Source organism: Candidatus Binatia bacterium, assembly GCA_029243485.1.
Lineage (GTDB): Bacteria > Desulfobacterota > Binatia > UBA12015 > UBA12015 > VGTG01.
On record JAQWRY010000003.1, the window covers coordinates 183,086 to 204,691 of the forward strand.

Below are 21,606 nucleotides of genomic sequence, written 5' to 3' on the forward strand. Positions count from 1 at the left end.
GGCTCAGTTTCGAGGAGACCCTCACGGTATCGTGGCGTGTCTGCCCGGCGATCGCGTTGGTCGCGATAGGCCTCTGGTTCTGTGTTCGTGGGCCTTTATCGTGCCCTCCCCTCGGAGATGCTCGAGACGTCGACGATGATCGCGGCCCTGCGTGATGGCGTCGTCCGCCAGGCGGCCTCCGCGAACGCGGCCGAACGTAGCTAGACGATTCCGTCGCGTTCGAGTGCGTCGATCGCAGCGGGACCGAGATCGAGGAGCTCGGCGAGGACCTCGCGGTTGTGCTCGCCGAGCTTCGGCGCCGGCCTGGGAGGACTCCCGTCGGGATGGTCTCGGTCGGCGGGGTCGCGGAGCTGGATCGGACTGCCGAGTGCCTGCACGGTGCCGCGCTCCTCGACGTCGACCGGCCGCAGCACGCCCTGCTCGACGTTGTAGGGATCGTCCACGGCTTCTGCGAGAGACCGAACCGGGGCACACGGGATTCCACCGCTCTCGAGCAGATCCAGAAGCTCGGCGCGGTGTTTGTTCCGCGTCCAGGCGCCCACGCGCTCTTCGATCCAATCGCGGTTCGCGCCTCGGGCGGGTGCTTGGCGAAAGGACTCATTGCCCGACAGCGCCTCATCTCCGCAGATCTCGCAGAATTTCGCCCACTGTGCGTCGGTGACGCACATGATCGTGAGCCAGCCGTCGGACGCCTCGAAGGCGGCGTAGGGTGCCGAACCCGGCACGGCGTGGCGGTTCCCAACGCGTCCCGGATCGGTGCCGGTCTGCAGGTACGGCGACGCGTACGACATGAGCGCGGGGAACGTCGCGTCGAGCATCGCCACCTCGACGGGTCGCCCGCGTCCGGTCTGGTCGCGGTCTCGAAGCGCCAGCAGGATCGCCCCGAAAAGATGGGAGGCACCGAGCATGTCGGCGAGGGTCGCGCCTGCTTTCACTGGAGGCTGGTCGGGAAAGCCGGTCATGGCCATGTGGCCCGAGACGGCTTGGATGGTGAAGTCCATCGCTGCGAGGCCCGCGTATGGGCTGCCGCTGCGGTAGCCCCGGCCCGATGCGAGGATCAGGCGTGGGTTGTGCGATTCGAGCACGTCCCAGGTGAGGCGGAGATCCCGCAGCACATCCTCCCGGAAGTTCTCCACGACGACGTCGGCCTTCTGCACGAGTTGCAGGAAGATCTCGCGTCCTCGTTCGCTCTTGAGGTCGAGCGTCATGCCGCGCTTGTCGACGTTCAGCATGAGGAACGAGTAGCTGCCGCCGGGTGGGGAAATGTCATGGCGCCGCAGAATCTCGCCGCCGGGCGGCTCGATCTTGATGACATCGGCGCCTTGTGCGGCCAGCAGCAGGCCGCAGTAAGGCCCGTTGTAGACCTGGCCGAGTTCGAGCACCCGAAGGCCGGAGAGGGGTTGTGCGTTCACGCGGCCTCCGAGTCGACCCGCCGTAGTTCCGGCGGCGCGAAGAAGGTCGCGACGACGACGAGGAAGGCGCCGAATCCGAATCCCGAGGAGAGCGTGCCGAGCAAGAGAGCCTAGTCCCGCGCGCGTGAAGCGAAGATGCGCTGGCGGCGGCCGGAGCGGGAGAGGGACCGGAACAAGAACCCGCGGAAGAGCATCGCCCAGACGACCAGCACGCTCGCGAGCGCGGTCGCGACGAGGGTCTGGACGATCCCACCGAACGGCAGCCAGGTCGCGACGGCGCCTATCACGAGATCGAGGCCGTTTTGAACGCCGAGCTTCGACATCACCAGGAACCCGATTTGCAGGTCGATCAGGAAGAACGGCGCCATCAGAATCGCCACTGGGAGGAGCCACTCCAGGAGGTTGTCGCGCGTGAACTGCACGGCGTCTTGGAGAAGCGGCATGCCATCGTTGTGGCCTTGATAGATCAGCTCGGGGATCGGATTGAATACGATGAAGATACCGGTGTTCACCGCGACCATGAGCCAGACCATGTTCGGGTTCTGCGAGACGATCATGCCGAGTAGGAGCCGAACGATCCAGAACATGAAGAAGACCGTGATGAGCCGACTGAAGTAACGCCCGAACGTCTGGCTGAGCTCGCTCATCTGGACGCGCTGGTGGGCGACCGCCTCGCCGAGGATCGCGAGGAACGAAGAGGCGCACGCGGCGACGGCGAGGAAGACGAGAAGGCCGCCCGCGAAACCGAGGTTCATCGCGACGGTCGTCACGAGCTGGAGTACGATCGTGTACGTAGGGACGAGGCCGACGATCCAGATGTGTCGCACGAGCGAGGTCGTGCTTTGTCGGAGCGCGTCGGCGTAGAGTCCGAGCGTCGCGCGGACTAGTAGATTTAGGTCGCTCATCTGTCGGCCAGCGATCGTGTCAAGTCGCGCGTGAGGTTCTTCTGGTGTGACTCCAGGGTGCCGCCGCCGATCTCGAGCAGCTTCGCGTCCCGCAGGAGCCGCTCGACTGTGAACTCCGTGCAGTAGCCCCAACCGCCGAGGACCTGCATCGCGTTGTCCGCGATCTCCTTGCCGACCGGCGCTGCGAAGAGCTTTGCTGCGTCCGTGCCGATCCGGTTCCGCTTGCCCTCCCCGACGTCGCGCGCGACGCGGTACACCAACGTGCGCGCGGCCTCAGCCTTGGCGTAGGAATCGGCGACGTAGCGCTGAATCTGTCCGAACTCCGCGATCGGCTTCCCGAACGCCTCCCGGTCGACGCTGTAGCGGGCCATGATTGCGAGACACCGGTCGGCGATTCCGACGCTCATCGCGGCGAGACAGATGCGCTCGATCTCGAGGTTTCGCATCATGTGCGTCATGCCGCCGCCCTCGGCGCCGAGAAGGTTGTCGGCCGGCACGGCGCACTCTTCGAAGATCAGTTCCGCCATCGGGGATCCGCGCATGCCCATCTTGTCGATCGACGGGCCGACGGAGAAACCGGGTCGATCTTTTTCGACGACGAACGCTGTGATGCGATCTTGGACCTTCGCGTACACGAGAAAGTAGTCCGCATCGGGAGCGTTCGTGATGAATGTTTTACGGCCCTGCAGCACGTAGTCGTCGCCGCGGCGCTCCGCGGTGGTCTTCATGCCGAGGACGTCGGTGCCGGCGCTGGGCTCAGTCATACCCATCGCGCCAATCTGTTTCGCGGAAAGAACGCCTGGAAGGAAGCGGGCCCGTTGGTCGGCGTTCGCCGAGTGATAGAAATTGTTCACGAACAGGATCGCGTGTGCGAGGAGTGCGAGGGTGAATCCGGGGTCGCTCTTCGAGAGCTCGTGATGGACGATCACCGCGGCGGTCGCATCGAGACCGCCGCCGCCGTCCTCGGACGGGATGGTCATGCCGAGCAGTCCGAGCTCGCCCGCGCGTCGCATGAGCGCGACGTTCAGGCTGCCCTCCCGGTCATGGTTGCCAGCCTGCGGCTCGACTTCGCCGGCAGTGAAGTCGCGGGTGAGGTCCTGGAGCATCCGGTGCTCTTCGCTGGGGAGTTCGGGTTCGATCTGTCCGGGAAGGGTGTCCATGAGGGGTTCGGAAGCGGCCATGATCAGGGATCGTCGCGCTTTTTCGGGGCTTTCGCCAGTGCCCCGTCTCGGACTTTCCTCTAAACAGCGACTCATGGACTGGACGCAGATCCCCGAGAGCGAGAACGTCGTCGAGTTGGCCGCGGTCGTAGGCGAGGCCGAGTTCGTCCTCGAGTTCACCGAAGCTGTGCGTGGCTGGTTCCGGCTAAGCGTGTTCTGTGACCACCGTTCCGCCGATCCGGCCGCGCGCTACTTCGCCCGGGCGGTCGAGAAGGACGATCCCGGAATCCAGGCACTCGCGAACGCGTCGACCGCCGAGGACGCGGCCACGCTCTGCATCCGCGAGGCGGGCACATCGCTCCGCCGCGCTCGTGGTCGCTGAGCGGTCTCTACTCGACTACGCTCTCCCACGACGAGGAGCCGTCGAGGAAGTCGCGCGTCCATTCGAGGAGTGAGACACCGTTCACGGTCTGGGTGTAGAACTCCGAGCCGAGGAGCACCGTGTGCGTCGTGCCCTTGGGGAAGAACCGCTCGAAACGGCCCGGCCAACTCGCCGCGAGCTCGCCGCTCACCGACAGGATCAAGTCCCGGTATTTTGGGCCGCTCAGATCGATGAAGAAGCTGATGACGCTGTCTTCCTGGTACGAGTAGAGCGCGGTGCGGAGTGTCGGATCTCGCTCGAACGCCCATTCCGTGAGGAAGCTGTACTGCGTGTCGCACTTGGTGCAGCTCTCCGGGACGAGGCGGGTGAAGTTCCAGTTCTTGACGCGGTTCTGAATGTCTTCGGAGGCGCCGATGTTCTGCACGCCGGGACCCGAGTCGTTGTAGACGAGAATCGGAGTCTCGGGCAGTGCCACGCGGACCGCTCCGTAGCCCGCATAGGTTCCGTAGCCGCCGGCGCTGCTTCCGGCGATGACGACGCGCGACGGGTTCGGGAAGTTGTTCGTGAGTGCATCCACCGCGACCGACAGGTTTCTGAAGCCATGGTGGTAGGTGCGGATGCCGTCGTAGTCCACGGTCGCGTCTCCGGTGAACACCGAGCCGTCGCAGTACGGGACGTACACGATGTCGAAGTCGGCAAATGGGTTGCGCGAGTCGCTGGTGTCGATGATGCCAGTTTGAGCCGGGCCGTTGGCGGTCTTGAGTGCAGTATTCGCGGCATGGCACGTGGCGTAGTCCCAGCAGGCGCCGCCGCCTTGGAGATAGAGGAGGGCTTCGTCGGAGGCTCCCTCGCGGACGCTCACCTGGAACTCGTCGCCGACGAGGCAGATCGCGCCCTCTTCGGCTGCGTCGAAGAAGTAGTGCGTCCACGCCCCGTCCTCGACCACGCGGCTCGGCTCCTGCGTGCCGAGGTACTCTGCGAACCCGGTCTCGCGGAGCTCGTCGACCGCGCGGCGGGGGCTGAGCGAGTCGCCGCCTCCGTTCGGCGTGTTTCCGCTTCCGGCCGAAGTCGAGCCATCGCCGCAGCCGACGACTAACACGGCGAACACGAGGAGCAGGACCATGTGCGCCGAGCGGCGCGCGATGAGCGAGAATAGAAGCGACATCCGTCGAAGATACCCATATCGGGTCAGGGTATGCCACGGGTGAATCCGGGTATCCGTTCGCAGACTGCATCATGGGTCCGATCCCGATCTGAGCGTCCGCCCGCGCCCCAATCGTGCGCATCAGCCCGCGTCTCGGAGTCGGGCCGGCCGAGCTACAGGAGTGGGCCGAGGCTTTGCCTGCGGCGCGGGGTGTGCGACCTACGAGCACGGCACATGCGCAATGGGAGAACTCGAATGAAGGCGATCATCATGAACCAGCCCGGTGCCGCGGAGGTGCTCGAATGGGGCGACGCGCCCGACCCGAAGCCGGGGCCCGAGGACGTTCGGATCCGCGTCGCGGCGACCGCCGTGAATCGTGCGGATCTGAATCAGCGGATGGGTTTCTACCCGCCGCCACCGGGTGCGCCGGACATTCTCGGTCTCGAGTGCTCGGGAGAGATCGTCGAGAAGGGCTCCGCGGTTCCGGGTGACTTCGAAGTTGGCGACCGGGTCATGGCTCTGCTCGCGGGTGGTGGATACGCCGAGCAGGTCGTCGTGCACCACGGCTCCGTGATGCCGGTGCCCGCCGGACTCGATCTCGTGCAGGCGGCGGGTCTTCCGGAGGTCTACCTCACGGTCTTCCTCAACGTGTTCCAACTCGCCCGCTTTCCGGAAGGTGGGACCCTCCTCGTGCACGGCGGTGGCAGCGGTATCGGCACGGCGGCGATGCAGCTCGTGCGTGAGGCCGGGGGTCGTTGCTTCGTCACCGTCGGGAGTGACGAGAAGTGTGCTCGATGTGTGGAACTCGGCGCGGCGGCCGCGATCAATTACAAGACCGAGGCGTTCGGCGAGCGAATCCACGAGCTCACGGGTGGAGCCGGAGTGGACGTCGTGCTCGATCCTATCGGCGGCTCGTACCTCGAACCGAACGTCGCATCGCTCGCCGTGGGGGGACGGCTCGTGATCATTGGGATCACGGGCGGTGGACAGGGGAACCTCGACATCGTGTCACTCCTACTGCGTCGTCTTGAGATCATGGGATCGACCCTCCGCGCGCGCCCCGTAGAAGAGAAGGCAGCGATCGTTCGCGGGTTTCGCGAGCGCTTCGGTGCGGCCGTGGAGGCAGGACGGTTGGCACCGGTCGTTGATCAAATCCTGCCGATGGAGAACGCCGCCGGGGCCCACCGGGTTCTCGAGGCGAGCACGCACGTCGGCAAGGTTCTCCTTCGGGTGTGAGCCGAGAGATGTCCGAGAACGCGCTTTCCGCTGCACTCCGAAACGCCGCTGCGCGCGGCGACGCCTGGGCTCGGATCCGCGAGGGGGACCGGACCACGACAGTGGCGACCCTCGACTGTGCGGCGAGCGACGTCGCGACGGAGCTGCTGCGCAGCGGAGTGACACAACGCGCTCGCGTGGGCTTGGTGGTCGAGAACACGTCGGCGCACATCGCTGCCCTCTTCGGGATCTGGCGCGCCGGCGCGGTCGCGGTTCCGTTGAATCCCCGTTTGCTCGACGCCGAGGCCGACGCGCTTCTCGCTCATGTGGGCGCCACCGCGCGGCTCGAGGTCGACGCAGGCACGGGGGCCCCGAACATTCAATCGGCTCCCGGTGCGGACGAGGGCGAAGACTCGGACGATGAGCCGGACGCGGTCGTCGCGTACACGTCCGGCACGACGGGCCGTCCGAAGGGCGTGCGGCTCACGCACGTGAACATGCTCGCTGCGGCGATGGCCGTGGCGCGCACGCGACGCGACGGACCGGAGTCCGTCGCCGTGGTTGCGAGCCCGCTCTGTCACAATCCGGTCTTCGTTTCGCACTATCTCGCGCGTCTCCTCACGGGCGGCACGCTCGTGCTCGGTGGATTCGAACCAGCGCGCGTGGCGCGCGTCATCCGCGAGCAGGGGGTGACGGACCTGCCGCTCGTGCCCGCGATGATCGAACCGCTTCTTGCGTCGGGCGTCTCCGCCGCATCGAGTCTGGCGAAGGTGACGGTCGGCAGTGCGGTGACGCCCATGCATGTGAAGGAAGCTCTGGCGGAGCGATTCCCGAATGCGGAGATCCTCGAAGCGTACGGCCAGACCGAGAGCACCGACGGGCTCACGATGACGACCGGGCGAGAGGCCTTGATCCGCGCAGGGACCGTCGGTCGGGCGCATGCGTCGTTCGAGATCGGAGTCCGGAGGCCGGATGGAGCGGCGAGTGACGTCGGCGGGTCCGGTGAGGTCGTAGCTAGAGGGCCGATGGTCATGCGCGGGTACTGGAACGATTCTGCTCAGACGGAGGCGGCGCTCCGCGACGGCTGGCTCCACACCGGAGACCTCGGTCGGATCGACGCCGACGGGTTCTTGTACATTACCGGTCGCCTGAAGGAGATCGTCATCACCGGCGGCGAGAACGTCAGTCCCGAGGAGGTCGAGGTCGTGCTCTCACGGCATCCCGACGTTCGGGGCGCGGTCGTGTTCGGGACCCCTCACGAGCGATGGGGCGAGCAGGTGACGGTCGCGGTGATTTCCGATGTGGACATCGCTCTCGACGACCTGCGCGAATTCGCTCGCCCGCACCTCGCAGGTTTCAAGCTTCCGCGCGCTCTCGTCCGCGTCCGTGAATTTCCCCGGACGAGTGCGGGGAAGGTTCGGCGCGGCGAGTTGCGGGACCGCTACGCGCCGGGCTGATTCGACACCGCGATCTCAGTGGTCGGTGTACTAGCCGAGCACGCAACTGAAGCCGTCGGGCGGTGTCGTATACTCGAAGTTCGAGGGGTTGGTCCCCTTGGGGAACGAGAGGAGCGTCTTCGCGAGCCACGTCGTCATTGCGGTGGGCCAGATGTGCCCGTGGCTCCCGGTGCACGAGAGCGTCACGACGTTCGATTGCGCCGCGTAGTAGATCGCCGCGTCCCGGGTCTCCGGGTCGTAGTTCGCGATCGGGGCGTTGGGAGGCCACAGATCCGTCGGCCCACCCCAGATGAGGATGACCAGGGATCGATCCATGGTGACGTCGTCCGCGGGGGCGGCCAGCCCGCCGTACCAGTTACCCGACGAGGCGACTCCGCCGGCGAAGAAGTCGGAATTGAAGGTCATCGAGCGGTTCGTGAACGAGCCTCCCGCCGAGATGCCGCCGACGTGGATCTGAGATTCGTCGACGGACCACCGATCGGCCACGCAGCGAACCATGGACTCCACGAAGCGGAGGTCGGGCCCTTCTTCGTCGCTCGGTCCCGCGATGCTGCCATCGTACCACGGCTCCCACACGCGCCCGACCGACATCAGCAGAAGCTACTCAGAACTGACCGATTGAGTCCGCCGCCATCTCGGCCAGGTCGCGCTCGGTTCGCAGATTGATGCGGGTTCGCGTCTCGCCCGCGAGGATCGTCAGCTCTAGTACCTCGCGAACGAGCCCGATGCCGGGCACGAGATGCTCGGTTCCCCGGAGGTCGAGTCGGAGAGCCGTGTCGCTCGGGGCGCCCGCGTGTCCCGTGAGGTGGACCGTCTGACTCTCGCCGCGTACGTCGAACGCGAGTGCCGAGAGTTCCATTCCCGACACGGAGATGGTCTCCCGCGAGCGGGGCGTCCGCACGCTCTCGCCTTCGAAGGTAATCGACCGTGCGCGCGGGGCCCCGTCGATGGTGGCGAGGACCTCAAGCGTTCGGACGAACCGGGTGCGGAGGGCGCGGCCACGGACGACAGGCGTCTCGACGAGCACGGCAGCCGGATCGATGTCCGTCCAGTGCATGCCGTCGGGGCCGTCGACAGACACGGCTTCGAGGCGGATCTGCGTTTCCGTCTCTCGTGCGCGTAGCCGGCGGGGGGGGCCACCGTCGGGCGTGCCTTCGACGATGAAAACCCCATCCGGACCCTCGTTCAGAACCCGCGTGGTGAGGATCGTGGAGATCGCCTCGTCCCCACTTCGAGTGTGTACGAGGAACCGGCTGCGGCGGTCCGTCTCGTGCGGGAGGAGCTCTCCGGGCGGGCCTGCGAAGAGGATGCCGTCCTCCCCCGCGTCGTCTCCTCCGCAGCCCGCGACGAGGGCCGCGAGGAGTGCGAGGATTCCGGTTCTGCGCGCTGTTCGCCGTCCTGTGCTCGTCGTTCCGCGTCTCGAATCCATCACCGTCCTCCTCTCCGGGGGATTGGCTCCCGGAGAGTTCGGCGTATGGCGGGCGCGACGGTACGGGAAGGGATGCCGCGGAAACTTTGTTCCGCAGAGCAAGCCTTCTCTTCATTCCGCCGTCGTTGGGCGGAACGGGGTCGATTGCGTACGCGCGCGGCGGGAAGAACCGCGCGCGTACGTCACCGCGAGGGGCGCGTTCTCAGAGCGCCTCGTCGCCGCGCTCGCCCGTGCGGATGCGCACCACTTCGTCGACGGGCAGAACGAAGATCTTGCCGTCACCGATCCGGCCGGTCTTGGCGGCCTTCTCGATCGTTTCGACGACCTGCCCCACGTTGTCGTCCGAAACGATGATCTCGAGCTTCACCTTCGGCAGGAAGTCGACGACGTACTCGGCGCCTCGGTAGAGCTCCGTGTGGCCCTTCTGGCGACCGAAGCCCTTCACCTCAGAGACGGTCAGGCCGGTAGAGCCGACCGCGCTCAAGGCTTCCTTCACTTCGTCGAGCTTGAACGGCTTGATGATGGCTTCAACTTTTTTCATGGTTCATTCCTCCGTGGCGGAGTTGATGGGTGGTTTTGGTCCGCTCGCTCAGTCGATCGAGCCGTAGGCTCGCTCGCTGTGCTCGGTCAAGTCGAGTCCGGCCATTTCGCCCTCGTCGGTGACGCGGAGGCCGACCAGCATGTCCGTGAGCTTGAGTATGATGATGGCACCGACGAAGCAGAATGCCATCGTCGCGAGCACGCCCTCGACCTGGATCCAGAGCTGACCCGGGTTTCCGTAGAGCAGGCCGTCCTTATCGCCGAACGCCGCGTCCGCGAAGATGCCCGTTGCGATCGCGCCCCACGTGCCGCCGACGCCGTGAATGCCGACCACGTCGAGCGCATCGTCGGCTCCGAGCATCTCCTTCAGGCGGATACCGAAGTAGCAGAGGATGCCGGCGCCCGCGCCGATGGCGATCGCGGACATCGGGCTCACGTAGCCCGCGGCCGGTGTGATCGCGACGAGGCCGGCGACGGCGCCGGAGGCGGCGCCGAGCACCGTGGGCTTGCCCCGATTCATCCACTCCACGAACACCCAGGCCAGAGTCGCGGCCGCGGCCGCGGTGTTGGTCGTGACGAAGGCGATGGCCGCCGAGCCGTTCGCGCCGAGCGCGCAGCCGGCGTTGAAGCCGAACCATCCAACCCAGAGGAGGGCGGCGCCGGCGACCGTGAACGGAAGGTTGTGCGGCGGAAGCGGCTCCTGGCCGTAGCCGATTCGCTTCCCGAGGAGGAGCGCTGCGGCGAGGGCCGAGACGCCGGAGCTGATGTGCACGACCGTGCCTCCGGCGAAGTCGAGCGCACCGTCCGCGGCGAGCCAGCCGCCGCCCCACACCCAGTGGCAAAGCGGCGCGTAGATCAGGATCGACCACAGCACGGTGAAGATCAGGAACGCGCTGAACTTCATCCGCTCGGCGAACGCGCCGACGATGAGCGCCGGGGTGATGATCGCGAATGTTCCCTGGAACATCATGAAGAGCAGGTGCGGGATCGTGCCTCCTTCACGCGGCTCGACGCCGACGCCGGCGAGACCGACCATGCTGAGGTCGCCGATGAAGGCATTGCCTTCGCCGAAGGCCAGCGAGTAGCCGATCACGATCCAGGCGATGCTGATTGCGGCCATGCACATGATGCACTGCATGAGGACGCTCAGGACGTTCGTGCGTCGCACGAGGCCGCCGTAGAAGAGCGCGAGGCCGGGAGCGGTCATCATGATGACTAGGGCCGTCGCCGTGAGAATCCACGCCGTGTCCCCCGTGTCGATTGCAGGAGCGTCTTGGGCCCAGGCCAGGCTCTTTGTGAGCAGAACCCCGAGTACGGCTAGGCAGGCGGAAATGAGCGCGCGAAATGCGCGCGCGTGTTTCGGGCGCTTCTTCTCCATGGCTGATTTCCTCTCGAGAGGTGCAAGGTGGGGGCCAGCGGTGGGCCCCCGAAACGGGCGAAGAGTTGTTCGTTCCCCGACAGCGACGTGCCTAGGATGAAGGCACTGCCTACTAGATCACCGGCCGGTGGGGGAAGGCCGGCGTGGCCTTCTCGTCAATTTTTTTGCCCGGAGCCCAGGCGTGGCTCGGCCCCGGCCCGGAGCCGAGCCAGATTCTCGCCGTGGCGGGCCACGATGAGCACGCTCAGCCCGGCGGCCGCCGCGATCACGAGGCCCGGTTCTCCCAGGGCAACGGCGCAGAGCGGGGCCGCCAGGGCAGCCGCGATCGACGCCACGGACACGATTCTGGTCGCGCCCAGGACCGCTGCGAAGACGGCGACCGAACCCAGGGCGACCGTCGGGGCCAGCGCCAGGAGGGCGCCGAGCGTGGTGGCGACACCCTTTCCTCCCCGAAATCGAAGAAAGACTGAGAACACATGGCCCAGTGCGGCAAAGATCGCGGCGACGACCCGCGCTCGCAGTACATGGGCGGGTCCCCCGCCGGCGAGGGACTCGAGTCCCGCCACCAGGAGTACGGGAACCGCGCCCTTCACTGCATCGATTCCCAGGGTCACCGCACCGGCGTAGGCACCCACCGATCGCGCGACGTTGGTTGCGCCGATGTTCCCGCTCCCCTCTTCGCGGACGTCGACGCGGTACAGCAGGCCCAGAAGGTACCCGCTAGGGATCGACCCGAGCAGATAGGCAGCGACGCCGACTGCTACGAGCTCCCAGGTCATAGCCGGAAACGGGAGTCTTTTCGGCTATTTCGGCGCTGCAGACTGCGCCCGGCAAAGAAGCCGAGGATCAGGGTGCACAAGGAGACCGTGAGGAGCGTAAGCGGTTCGTCGAGCCGAGGAACCGGGGTGTCGACGCGGGCGGACAGACGCTCGAGCATGGTCGTCAGGCGTTCGAGACGACGATCGAGGAGGTCGTGCTCTTGGCTGGCCCACTGCGGAGCCTCTTCCCCATCCGTGAGGCGATCCAGCTGGTGCCACAGTGCGCCGACGTCGTCACGCAGTGCAGCGATCTCCTCATTCAGATCGGGCTCCGGCGCAGGCGCGGCCGCGGCTCGCAGCGGTGCTGCGGGCGGAGGTTCCAGGCCGAGGGCTGCGATCGGGCTTCCCACAAGGAGGAGCACGATCGAAAGGCCTGCAAGAAAGCGAGAAATACCCAACGGGGGCGCGATATACCACCCCTTCGGCCGTCAATCCATCGCTCGCGGCCGCTCGCTTCCCCCGAGCCCGACAGGACTCCTTCAATAAGCGAAAGAGTCGGGGTGACAGGATTTGAACCTGCGGCCCCTGCGTCCCGAACGCAGTGCTCTACCAGTCTGAGCTACACCCCGGAGAAGCGAAAAACGCCTGATTCCGCGCGGTCGCGCGGAGAGGACCGGATCTAGCAACAGCCCTCGGGGCACGCAAGACGATCCCGGTGCCGGCCGGGGCTCGCTTGGCGTGCTGGGGAGTGCCGCTAGACTAGAGCAGGCCAACGGGGCAGCCTTGGGAGACAAGAGGTGGCGCCCCTGGCAGGGCGGGTAGCGGTACAATGCCCACACAGATGAGGATTGACGATGTGGTGCGGTCTTCGCCGGCAGGCGGTGCGCCTGTGACCGCGGATCGCAAGGCTCGCGCGCTGGCGGAGCTCGCGGAAAGCAATGCGCTCGCCCGTGGAGACCGGGCCGCCTTCATCGCCGAGCTGACCGTCCTCGTAGCCGACACCCTCGATCTCGAGCGCGTCGGTGTCTGGTCCTTCGACGAGGACGGGGGCCGCCTCACGTGCGAACGGTTGTGGGAGCGAAGCCGGGGCCGGGCGACGAGCAGCCAGGAGTTCACGGCAGCCGAGTGCCCGGAGTACTTCGCCGCCGTTCGTTCGGGGCGGTCTCTGCTCATCGCCGACACCGAGGCGGAGTCCGTGCTGAGGTTCGCCTCGAAACATCTCAACGGCGTGCGCGCTTTGTTGGACGCGCCGGTGCGGCTTCACGGTGAGCTCGTCGGGGTCGTTTGCCACGAGCATGTCGGCGGGCCTCGCATCTGGACGAGAGAGGAAGAACAGTTCGTTCGCTCCGTATGCGGCCTGGTGGCTCTCGTCATAGAAGTCGAGGGGCGTGCGAGCGCGGAGTCCTCGCTTCGCGATTCTGAGCAGGCCTACGGTGAGCTCATCGAGAGCATGGACGACGTGCTGTACGTCGTCGAGAACGACGGCCGGGTCACATCACTGAATAGTGCGTTCGAGCGCCTGCTGGGTTGGAAGCGTGAGGATTGGATCGGCAAGCACTTCGCCGCGTTCATCCACCCCGACGATTTCTCGCTTGCCGTCGAAGTGCAGACGAGAATCTTCGCGGGAGAGTCGTCGGTCGCGCTCGAACTTCGGTTTCGAGACAGCGTGGGCGGATGGAAGGTCGGAGAGCTTCGCGCGCGGCCGCGGCGCACGGGCGAAGAGATCACGGGCGTGATCGGTGTCGCTCGGGACGTGACCCATCGCAATCGTTCCGAGTCTCACAAGCAGACGTTGCTCGGGATTGCGAAAGACGTCGCGGGCAATCTGGATCTGGCCACATTGTTCGATCGAGCGCTCGAGCCCACCGTATCCGCCCTTGGCTGTGATGGTGGGATCGTCTTCCGCGAGAATCCGGAAACCGAGGTGAGTCGGACCATCGCAGATCTCGGCTTCGCTCCGGAACAGTCGGCGCTCCTTCGCTCGTTCGAGTTTCCGCGAGGCTTTCCGTTCGGTGGGCGACTCGCCCGCGGTGAGACTGTGGTTCTTCGCAGCTGGGACGAAGCGCCTCCGAAGCTGGTCGAGCAGGTGCTGGAGCCCCTGGGGATCTCGTCGCTCTTGATCGCACCGTTCTATGCCACCGGCCAGTTCTATGGTGCCGTCGCCGGGTGGAGCACACGCCCTGGCGCGTTCGATCCGGCGGGGGTGGCGCTGGCCGAAGCGATTGCTCGACTTCTGACGAGCGCGGTCGGAGCGGCCGAGCTCTTCCGGTTCAAGCAGGAGGAAGGTCGCCTCGAGGCCGTCCAGGCCCGGCTTGCCGAGGACATGATCTCTTTGATGGACGCTCCGGTTCTACTCGAGCGGCTCTGCCGAGCGACCCGTGAGGCCCTGCACTGCGATACCGTGCATGCGTTCCTGTTCGACGAGAAAGCCGACGATTTCGTTCCTGCGGGTCACGACGGTCACACGGCGATGCCGTACGATGCGCTGCAGGCGATTCGGATCCCGCGCGGCCCCATTGGCGCAACGATCGAGGTCCTGGAGGCACAGGGGCTGGTGCACGTCGCCGACGACGACCCGAGTCTTGCTCCGATCATGTCGGTGTACGGCGTCGCTGAGGGGTTGCTGGTCCCGCTCCGGCGAGGCCCCGAACTCCATGGCGTTCTCGCCATCGGTTGGGAAACGTCAGGCCCGAACTTCGATTCGACCGACGAGCGTATCGCCCTCCGCATTGGTCGCCTCGCATCGCTCGGGCTTGCGAACGCAGAGCTCGTCTCGCAACTCGAGAGCGCGAACACGTTGAAGTCGGAGTTCGTTGCGACGATGTCGCATGAGCTGCGGACGCCGCTCAACGTGATTCTCGGGTACTCGGATCTCCTCCTCGACGGCGTGTTCGGCCCCCTGAACGAAGAGCAGGTCGACACGATGAGTCGCCTGTCGCGAAGCGCCGAGAATCTCTGTCAGCTAGTGAACGCGACGCTCGACTTGAGTCGACTCGAGTCGAGCCGGATTCACGTCGAGCCGGCCGACGTCGCGGTGGACCAGCTCGTGCGGGAGATCGTCGAGGCCCAGGTGGAGGTGCCGGCCGCGGTCGAGTTCCGTCTCGAGCAGGCGGAGGACCTCGGCTTCGTTCGAACCGACCCCGGGAAGCTGAAGGTCGCTGTGGGCAATCTGCTGTCCAACGCCTTCAAGTTCACGGATAATGGGAGCGTCACGCTCTCGGTCGACGTGGTCCGCGGCGGAATCGAGTTCTGCGTTCGGGACACGGGTCCGGGAATTCCCTTGGCCCTTCAAGATGCTGTGTTCGAATCCTTCCGGCAGGGTGATGGGTCCTCGTCCCGTCGACACGGCGGCGTCGGGCTCGGGCTCTACATCGTCCGACAGCTGGTCGGGGTGCTCGGCGGGAACGTGATGCTGGAAAGCCCCGAGGGCGAAGGGGCGACGTTCCGGCTCTGGATCCCGGCGCACGGTGCCCCGAGCCGCGATGGTGAGGCCCGGCAGGTCGACATGTTCAAGAGGCCGGTGGTCACCGGTGTCTCCCCCGAGGAGAAGGCCGCTCTGTTTCCGAACCGATCGGAAAGCTGATCAGCGAGCGGCCAGGCCGCTCTCGGCGGCGGCACGCATCGCGGAAATGCGCTGGCCGTAGTCGTCCCCGCCAAAGATCCCCGAGCCGGAGACGAGGGTCTCGGCGCCCTTTTCCGCGACCTCGTGGCTGTTCGCTTCCTTGATTCCGCCGTCGATCTCGATGTCGTATGCCAGGCCGCGTTCAGATCGCCAACGCGAGAGCGTCTCGGTCTTCGCGAGAGCTTCGGGGATGAAGGACTGACCGCCGAAGCCCGGGTGCACACTCATCACGAGGACGCGCTCGACGAGGTCGAGGAACGGCTCGACCGCATCGACCGGGGTGTCGGGGCTCATCACGATCCCGGCGCGTTTTCCCAGACCGTGGATCTTGCCGATCGTGTCGGCCGGATCCGGGCAGGCCTCGACGTGCACGGTGATGGAGTCGGCGCCGGCCTTTGCGAAGGCCTCCAAGTACTCCCAGGGCGACTCGATCATCAGGTGGACGTCCAACTCGAGCTTCGTCACGGGCCGAATGCCCTGGACGACGACCGGACCGAGCGAAATGTTCGGCACGAAGTGGCCGTCCATCACGTCGACGTGAATCAGGTCGGCTCCACCGGCCTCCGCTGCTTTGATTTCGTCGCCGAGCTGACCGAAGTCGGCCGCGAGTATCGAAGGGGCGATCTGAATGGTGCCGGGCACGTAGCTGGTCATACCGAGCCACCGCCGTTTCTCAAGGCGACGGCGAAGAACCCGTCGAGACCGCCCAGGTCGGGGGACGTGCGCAGGGCGAGGTCTTCCCCGACGAAGGTCGCGGCGTCGCCGATGCGGTCGCGGGGATCGTCGCGGGTCCACGTCGGATGGTGCGCGAGAAAGTCGGCCACGTTGTCCTCGTTCTCCTCCGCGAGGGTCGTGCACGTGGCGTAGACGAGTCGGCCGCCGGGCCGGATGAGCGGTGCCGCCGAGTCGAGGAGCCTGCGTTGAAGGGCGGCCAGGCGGATCACGTCCTGCCGGTCGCGTCGCCACCGCAGCTCGGGGTGTGCCCGCAGGGTTCCGAGGCCGGAGCACGGAGCATCGACGAGGCCGGTGTCGAACGTGTTCGGCGCGAACGGCGGGTGGGTACCGTCCGCTCGAAGGACGAAGAGGCCCGAGCGACCGGAGCGGCGCGCGGCCGTGTGCCTAATGCCGCCGCGCGCTCGGTCGGACGCAATGACGCGGGCATCGGGTTGGCTCTCCGCAAGGGCAGCGGCCTTTCCCCCAGGAGCGGCGCAGAGGTCGAGAGTTCGGTCGCCGGCAGCGGGTCCGACAATTTCGGCGACGATCTGCGAGGCGACGCTCTGCGCCTCCAGGCCTTGGACGTCCGAGACGGAAGAAACGGGTCCTTCGATGACGACGGCGGCCCGCGCATACGGGCTCGCGTGTGCGACGACGCCGCGCTCCGCCAAGGAGGCGATCATGTCGTCGCGCGAAGCGCGACGGAGATCGACCCGAAAGGCCGAGGGGCCGGCCTCGTTGTTCGCGGCAAGGAGTGCCTCGGTCGCCGCGCGACCGCGTTCGTCGATCCACCGGCGCACCAGCCATTCGGGATGAGACCACCGGATCGCGAGGTGTGCGGCTGCATCGACGTCGTCGGGCGGAGGCGCGGCTTCGCCGTCGCGCAGTGCACGCCGCAGAATCGCATTCACGACGCGGGAGCCGCCCGGTGACGTGCGCTTCGCGAGCTCGACGCTGGTGTCGACCGCAGCGTGATGGGGCACCCGGTCGAGGAACAAGAGTTGGAAGAGGCCGAGGCGGAGCGCGCCGCGCACGGCCGGCTCGAAGTGTTCCGGAGACCGGCTGGAGAGGGCGGCGAGCGTCCAGTCGAGTCGCGCGCGCCAGGTCTCGACGCCGTAGGCGAGTCGCGTGAGTAAGGCGGCTTCGCGACGGTCGCTCAAGCGGTCGACGGCGGGTCCGAGGAGGGCGTCGAGAAACGCGCCCTTCTCCACCCGGAGCAGAACCTCGAGCGCGGCTTCTCGTGCGCTGACTTCGGGTGCGGTCTTACGTGCCAAGGGCTTGGCCTGCCTCGAGGCGCGCGCCGCGCGCCCAATCCGCCGCCTTCATCCGCTTCTTCCCGGCGGCCTGCACGTCGAGCAGCCGGAGTGCGCCGGTTCCTGTCGCGATGAGCGGACCCGTCTTGTCGACGGCGAGAACGGTACCGGTCGCGGCGGCGGAGGAGTCCTCGACGGCCGCGCGCCAGATTTTCAGGAGGGCTCCTTCGCGCGTCGTAGTGGCGCAGGGCCACGGATCGAGCGCGCGCGTTGCCCGCTCGATGTCCGCCGCCGGGCTCGACCAATTGATACGCCCGTCGCTCTTCTGCACCAGTGGCGCCGTCGTGACCTCGGACAGGACCTGCTCGCGCGCTTCGAGGCGTCCTTCGCGCCAGAGATCCAAGGCCTCGCAGAGCGTTTGCCCGCCCTCGAGCGCGAGCTTCTTTTCGAGCTCACCGCCGGTGTCCTGCGACGTGATCGGCAGGCGCGACTGATGGAGGATCGCACCGGCATCCATCTCGAGGACCATCTGCATGATCGTGATACCGGTCTCGTCGTCCCCCGCGAGAATGGCGCGGCTGATCGGATCGGCGCCTCGCCATCGGGGGAGGAGCGACGCGTGCACGTTGATGCAGCCGAAGCGGGGCAGGTCCAACGCGGCTTGTGGCAGCAGGCGCCCGTAGGCGGCCACGACGGCCAGGTCGGGCTTCATTTCCCGGAAGGTTTCGAGGGCGCTGCCGTCCTTCCAGCCGCGGGGCTGGGCAACCGGGATGTCGCGCGCCGTGGCGAGCCGCTTGGTGGGCGGAGCGACCATCGTCATCCCGCGTCCCTTGGCGGCGTCGGGGCGGGTGAAGACGCCAACGACGTGGTCATCGCGCCCGAGGAGGGCTTCGAGGACGGTTGAAGCGAGATCGGGGGTTCCGAAGAAGACCACGCGCAGAGGCGCGGCGGGGAGCGCCGGAAGAGACGAGGCGCTCAAGAGTCCTCGTCGTCTTCATCGCGCGCGATCGGTCGCCCCTCGCGGAGGGCCTTTTTCACGCGGCGAGCGTACATGTCTTTCTTCAGCCGGCTCAGGTGATCGAGGAAGAGCGTGCCGTCAAGGTGGTCGATCTCGTGTTGGAGCGCGACCGCGAGTAGGCCTTCGGCTTCGAGGGACACTTCTTTCTGGTCCCGGTCATAGCCCTTCACCCAGATGTGGTTCGCGCGGGTGACTTCGGCTCGGAAGTCGATCACGGAGAGGCATCCTTCCTCCCACACGATCGTACCTTCCTCCTCGACGATCTCGGGGTTGATGATCGAGACGAGTTCCTTGCCGCGTTCGCCGTCCTCATCGTCGTCGCCGACGTCGACGACGACGATCCGCTCGTTGAGTCCGATCTGGGGTGCGGCGAGCCCGATGCCGGGCGCGGCGTACATCGTCTGTGCCATGTCGTCCATGGCTTCGACGATGCGCCCGTCGATGTTTGCGACGTCGTCGGCCTCTTCCTTCAGGAAGGGATCGGGGAACGTGAGAATCTTACGAATAGCCATGGCGTTCGGGCCATTTGATACCAAAGAGGCTGGGGAAGCGCATCCAACCACCGCGCCGCGCGGCCCTTCACATCATGCTGATCGGATCGATGTCGACGATCGTTCTGGTGGAACTCTTGGTCTCGGTCGGGCGTGCCGCCCGGAGCACTTGGGCGAGCCGGCGACTCTCGGCGGCCTTCAGGAGAAGCTGGATTCGATACCGGCCTCGAAGGCGTTCGATCGGGGCTGGAGCCGGGCCCAGGACCTGCACTTCGCCGGGCGCCAGTCCGGGCATGGAGTGAACCGTCTTGCGCAGCCGGTCGGCGAGCTGATCCGCCTGGCGTTCGACGAGGGCGGCATCGCCCTCGAGGACGATCCGGGCGAGGCGCCCGAAGGGCGGGTAGTTCAAGTCTTCGCGCAACCGGAGCTCGCCTTCGGCGAACGTCGGGAAGTCGTGGCGTGTGGCGGCTACGAGACTTGGGTGGTCCGGGGTACGGGTCTGAACGAGAACGCGTCCGGGTTTTGCGCCGCGTCCTGCGCGTCCCGCGACCTGAGCCAGGAGTTGAAACGTGCGCTCGCTCGCCCGGAAGTCCGGGAAGTGTAGCGAGGCATCGGCCAGGATGACGCCGATGAGAGTCACACCCGGCGCATCGTGCCCTTTCGCGATCATCTGCGTCCCGACGAGTACGTCGAGCTCTCCATCGCGCCAGGCCGCGAGCGTTTCCTGCACGAACTCGGGCGAGCCTCCCGTGTCGCGATCGAGACGCGCGATGCGCGCGGCCGGGAGAAGCGTGGCGAGTGCGCCCTCGACCTGCTCGGTGCCGAAGCTTCGGCCGGCCATCGCGGCGCCGCAGTCGGTGCACGTCGAACTCGGTGGACGCGTGAAGCCGCAGTGGTGGCACGTCGCGATGCCCCGGGCCCGATGGAGCGTGAGGCTCACGCTGCAATGTGGACAGTCCTCGACGCGCCCGCAGTCTTCGCATTGGATGAAGCGGGCGAACCCACGTCGGTTCAGGAACACGAGGCTCTGCTCGCCCCCGCGGTAGTTCTCGACGAGCGCTTTCTCCAGGGGCGGGGACAGCAGCGGAGGCGGGGGAGGGGGGGTCTTACCTTCGGTTTCGGGTTGTCGCGGACGATCCTCGGGGAATCGGTTCTTCGGATCGCGCAGATCGATCAACTCGACGGCGGGGAGCGCCGACTCCGTCGCCCGGTTCGGCATCTCGAGCAATTGATACCGCCCGGTGAGGGCGGCCTGGTAACTTTCGAGGGACGGCGTCGCGGAGGCGAGGACCACGGGGATGTCAGCGATCTTTCCGCGCATCACGGCGACGTCCCGCCCATGGTAGCGGGGCGATTCCTCCTGCTTGTACGCGGCGTCGTGTTCTTCGTCGACGACGATCAGGCCGAGGTTCGGCAGGGGTGAGAAAACGGCGGACCGGGCACCGATCACGACCGGAGTCCGTCCGGCGGAGATGTCGTGCCACGTGCGTGCACGCTCGGTGTCGCTAAGGGCGCTGTGCAGCACGGCGATTTCGCCGGGGAACCGGCGGCTCGCATTGGCGATCAACTGCGGCGTGAGGCCGATCTCGGGTACGAGAAGCAGCACGCTGCGTCCGGCCGCGCGCACCGCGCTCGCGGCTTGCAAGTAGACTTCGGTCTTGCCGCTCGACGTCACGCCGAAGAGAAGGAGGGTGCCGAAGCGCCCCTGGCCGCCGACGATTGCGCTGAGAGCGGCGTTCTGTTCTGCGTTTAGGTCGACGGCTGCGGTGGCGTTCGGCTGGGGAGCTTTTAGCTCCTCTTCTGACGGGGGCCGCAGCGCGCCGCGTGCGAGGAGACGTCGGACCTGGTCGCCGGAACCAGGGAAGCGAAGTTCGACCTCCGCCCGCGAGACCGGTTGCGGTCGTCGTGCGAGAACGAACTCGTGAATCGCCGCCTGCCGCGGAGCTCGGCGGAGCTCCGTGCCGGCATTCTCCGCTACCAAGGCGCGTACTTCTTCGCGCCGTTCGATCACGACGTCGTTCACCGTGACCCGGCCCTGGCCCGCGAGCCTCCGCACTGCGGCGTCCGTACCGTCCCCGAAGTCACGACGGAGCTGCCCGAGATCGAGTCCGGTTTCGGGTAAGCGTGCGAGAATTCGATCGGTGAGGGGTTTGGGCTTCGCCGGTGCGGCGGCCTCCGGAAGAAGAGCGGGTTCGCGCGGAGGCTCGGTGGCGGGCACCGCCGCCGCTGTCGGTACGACTTGTCGCCGGGTACGACGCCGCACCGACGGGGGGAGGATTGCGCGTAGGAGGTGTGCCGGTAGGACCTGGTAGTAGCGCGCGGCCCATCCGGTGAGCTCGATGAGATCCGGCGGGAGCGGCTGGCCCGGGAGGATCGCCGCTACGTTCTTGAGCCCCTTCGGCGCGGGTCCGTCGTTCTCTCCCACGACAAATCCCGAGACGCGCCGTCGCCCGAGGGGAACTTCGACGGCGCTCCCCGGCACGATTTGGGGTGAGAGGGCCTCCGGAACCCCGTAGGTGAAGGTTCCCGGGGCGCCGCTGGCGCCCACGAGGGCGACCTCGACGAGGCGATCGGCTGTTGGCATGGGCGCTCTCCGCTCATACTCTTCGGACCGGCGCGCCGTCGAGGGCGGGGCGTGGGGGGCCGACCCCGCCGAGCGCATGGCGGGCCCCGCGGAGGGTCCCGAGGCAAGCGCTGCCTGCGGTTCTGGGGTTCCCATTTTTTGCAG

At 66.8% G+C, this 21,606-nt stretch carries 19 protein-coding genes and 1 tRNA gene; 4 read left to right on the forward strand and 16 right to left on the reverse strand.

Annotated features, from left to right (window positions below; genetic code table 11):
* Nucleotides 1-200: 200 nt before the first annotated feature.
* The 3 genes from P8R42_02945 to P8R42_02955 form a co-directional block, all read right to left on the reverse strand.
* Complete coding sequence (locus P8R42_02945) at nt 201-1,412, reverse strand: CoA transferase (protein ID MDG2303605.1); 1,212 nt, start codon at nt 1,410-1,412, stop codon at nt 201-203.
* 110 nt (nt 1,413-1,522) lie between these two features.
* Nucleotides 1,523-2,317: a hypothetical protein gene (locus P8R42_02950; GenBank protein ID MDG2303606.1), complete on the reverse strand. Its 795-nt coding sequence runs from the start codon at nt 2,315-2,317 to the stop codon at nt 1,523-1,525.
* Nucleotides 2,314-3,498, reverse strand: coding sequence for an acyl-CoA dehydrogenase family protein (locus tag P8R42_02955; protein ID MDG2303607.1), 1,185 nt, complete (start codon nt 3,496-3,498; stop codon nt 2,314-2,316). Before P8R42_02955 ends, P8R42_02950 begins: the two co-directional genes overlap by 4 nt.
* Before the next feature lie 73 nt (nt 3,499-3,571).
* On the opposite strand from P8R42_02955, the gene P8R42_02960 reads away from it, so the two are divergent.
* Complete coding sequence (locus P8R42_02960) at nt 3,572-3,859, forward strand: hypothetical protein (GenBank protein ID MDG2303608.1); 288 nt, start codon at nt 3,572-3,574, stop codon at nt 3,857-3,859.
* Nucleotides 3,860-3,866: 7 nt separating this feature from the next.
* Here P8R42_02960 and P8R42_02965 read toward each other — a convergent pair whose 3' ends face one another.
* The gene (locus P8R42_02965; protein MDG2303609.1) at nt 3,867-5,024 is read right to left on the reverse strand and encodes a pectin acetylesterase-family hydrolase; all 1,158 of its coding nucleotides are present in this window, start codon (nt 5,022-5,024) and stop codon (nt 3,867-3,869) included.
* A gap of 234 nt (nt 5,025-5,258) precedes the next feature.
* On the opposite strand from P8R42_02965, the gene P8R42_02970 reads away from it, so the two are divergent.
* Nucleotides 5,259-6,239: an NAD(P)H-quinone oxidoreductase gene (locus tag P8R42_02970; GenBank protein MDG2303610.1), complete on the forward strand. Its 981-nt coding sequence runs from the start codon at nt 5,259-5,261 to the stop codon at nt 6,237-6,239.
* Between the two features lie 8 nt (nt 6,240-6,247).
* Complete coding sequence (locus tag P8R42_02975) at nt 6,248-7,675, forward strand: AMP-binding protein (GenBank protein MDG2303611.1); 1,428 nt, start codon at nt 6,248-6,250, stop codon at nt 7,673-7,675.
* Between the two features lie 30 nt (nt 7,676-7,705).
* Here P8R42_02975 and P8R42_02980 read toward each other — a convergent pair whose 3' ends face one another.
* The 7 genes from P8R42_02980 to P8R42_03010 all read right to left on the reverse strand — a co-directional run bounded on the left by P8R42_02980 (nt 7,706) and on the right by P8R42_03010 (nt 12,409).
* Complete coding sequence (locus tag P8R42_02980; GenBank protein ID MDG2303612.1) at nt 7,706-8,266, reverse strand: hypothetical protein; 561 nt, start codon at nt 8,264-8,266, stop codon at nt 7,706-7,708.
* Nucleotides 8,267-8,279: 13 nt separating this feature from the next.
* Nucleotides 8,280-9,104, reverse strand: a complete 825-nt coding sequence (locus P8R42_02985) for a hypothetical protein (GenBank protein MDG2303613.1) — start codon at nt 9,102-9,104, stop codon at nt 8,280-8,282.
* A gap of 202 nt (nt 9,105-9,306) precedes the next feature.
* Nucleotides 9,307-9,645: a P-II family nitrogen regulator gene (locus P8R42_02990; protein ID MDG2303614.1), complete on the reverse strand. Its 339-nt coding sequence runs from the start codon at nt 9,643-9,645 to the stop codon at nt 9,307-9,309.
* 48 nt (nt 9,646-9,693) lie between these two features.
* Nucleotides 9,694-10,905 (reverse strand): ammonium transporter, encoded by a 1,212-nt coding sequence (locus P8R42_02995; protein ID MDG2303615.1) that lies wholly within the window; start codon nt 10,903-10,905, stop codon nt 9,694-9,696.
* 272 nt (nt 10,906-11,177) lie between these two features.
* Nucleotides 11,178-11,801: a glycerol-3-phosphate 1-O-acyltransferase PlsY gene (gene plsY, locus P8R42_03000; GenBank protein ID MDG2303616.1), complete on the reverse strand. Its 624-nt coding sequence runs from the start codon at nt 11,799-11,801 to the stop codon at nt 11,178-11,180.
* A complete protein-coding gene (locus P8R42_03005) occupies nt 11,798-12,202 on the reverse strand; it encodes a hypothetical protein (protein ID MDG2303617.1) in 405 nt (134 codons plus the stop codon). The genes plsY and P8R42_03005 overlap by 4 nt, the downstream gene beginning before the upstream one ends.
* A gap of 133 nt (nt 12,203-12,335) precedes the next feature.
* Nucleotides 12,336-12,409, reverse strand: a tRNA-Pro gene (locus P8R42_03010).
* Between the two features lie 230 nt (nt 12,410-12,639).
* Here P8R42_03010 and P8R42_03015 point away from each other — a divergent pair.
* Complete coding sequence (locus P8R42_03015; GenBank protein MDG2303618.1) at nt 12,640-15,363, forward strand: GAF domain-containing protein; 2,724 nt, start codon at nt 12,640-12,642, stop codon at nt 15,361-15,363.
* Here the strand turns inward: P8R42_03015 and rpe are convergent, their stop codons facing one another.
* The 5 genes from rpe to priA all read right to left on the reverse strand — a co-directional run bounded on the left by rpe (nt 15,364) and on the right by priA (nt 21,462).
* Nucleotides 15,364-16,056 carry a ribulose-phosphate 3-epimerase gene (gene rpe / locus P8R42_03020; GenBank protein ID MDG2303619.1) on the reverse strand — a complete coding sequence of 231 codons (693 nt, stop codon included), beginning with the start codon at nt 16,054-16,056 and terminating at the stop codon, nt 15,364-15,366.
* On the reverse strand, nt 16,053-17,390 hold the full coding sequence (rsmB, locus tag P8R42_03025; protein MDG2303620.1) for a 16S rRNA (cytosine(967)-C(5))-methyltransferase RsmB: 1,338 nt from the start codon (nt 17,388-17,390) through the stop codon (nt 16,053-16,055). Before rsmB ends, rpe begins: the two co-directional genes overlap by 4 nt.
* Nucleotides 17,380-18,348, reverse strand: coding sequence for a methionyl-tRNA formyltransferase (gene fmt / locus P8R42_03030; protein ID MDG2303621.1), 969 nt, complete (start codon nt 18,346-18,348; stop codon nt 17,380-17,382). The genes rsmB and fmt overlap by 11 nt, the downstream gene beginning before the upstream one ends.
* Nucleotides 18,345-18,899, reverse strand: coding sequence for a peptide deformylase (gene def / locus P8R42_03035; GenBank protein ID MDG2303622.1), 555 nt, complete (start codon nt 18,897-18,899; stop codon nt 18,345-18,347). The genes fmt and def overlap by 4 nt, the downstream gene beginning before the upstream one ends.
* 67 nt (nt 18,900-18,966) lie before the next feature.
* Nucleotides 18,967-21,462: a primosomal protein N' gene (gene priA / locus P8R42_03040; protein ID MDG2303623.1), complete on the reverse strand. Its 2,496-nt coding sequence runs from the start codon at nt 21,460-21,462 to the stop codon at nt 18,967-18,969.
* Between the last annotated feature and the right edge of the window lie 144 nt (nt 21,463-21,606).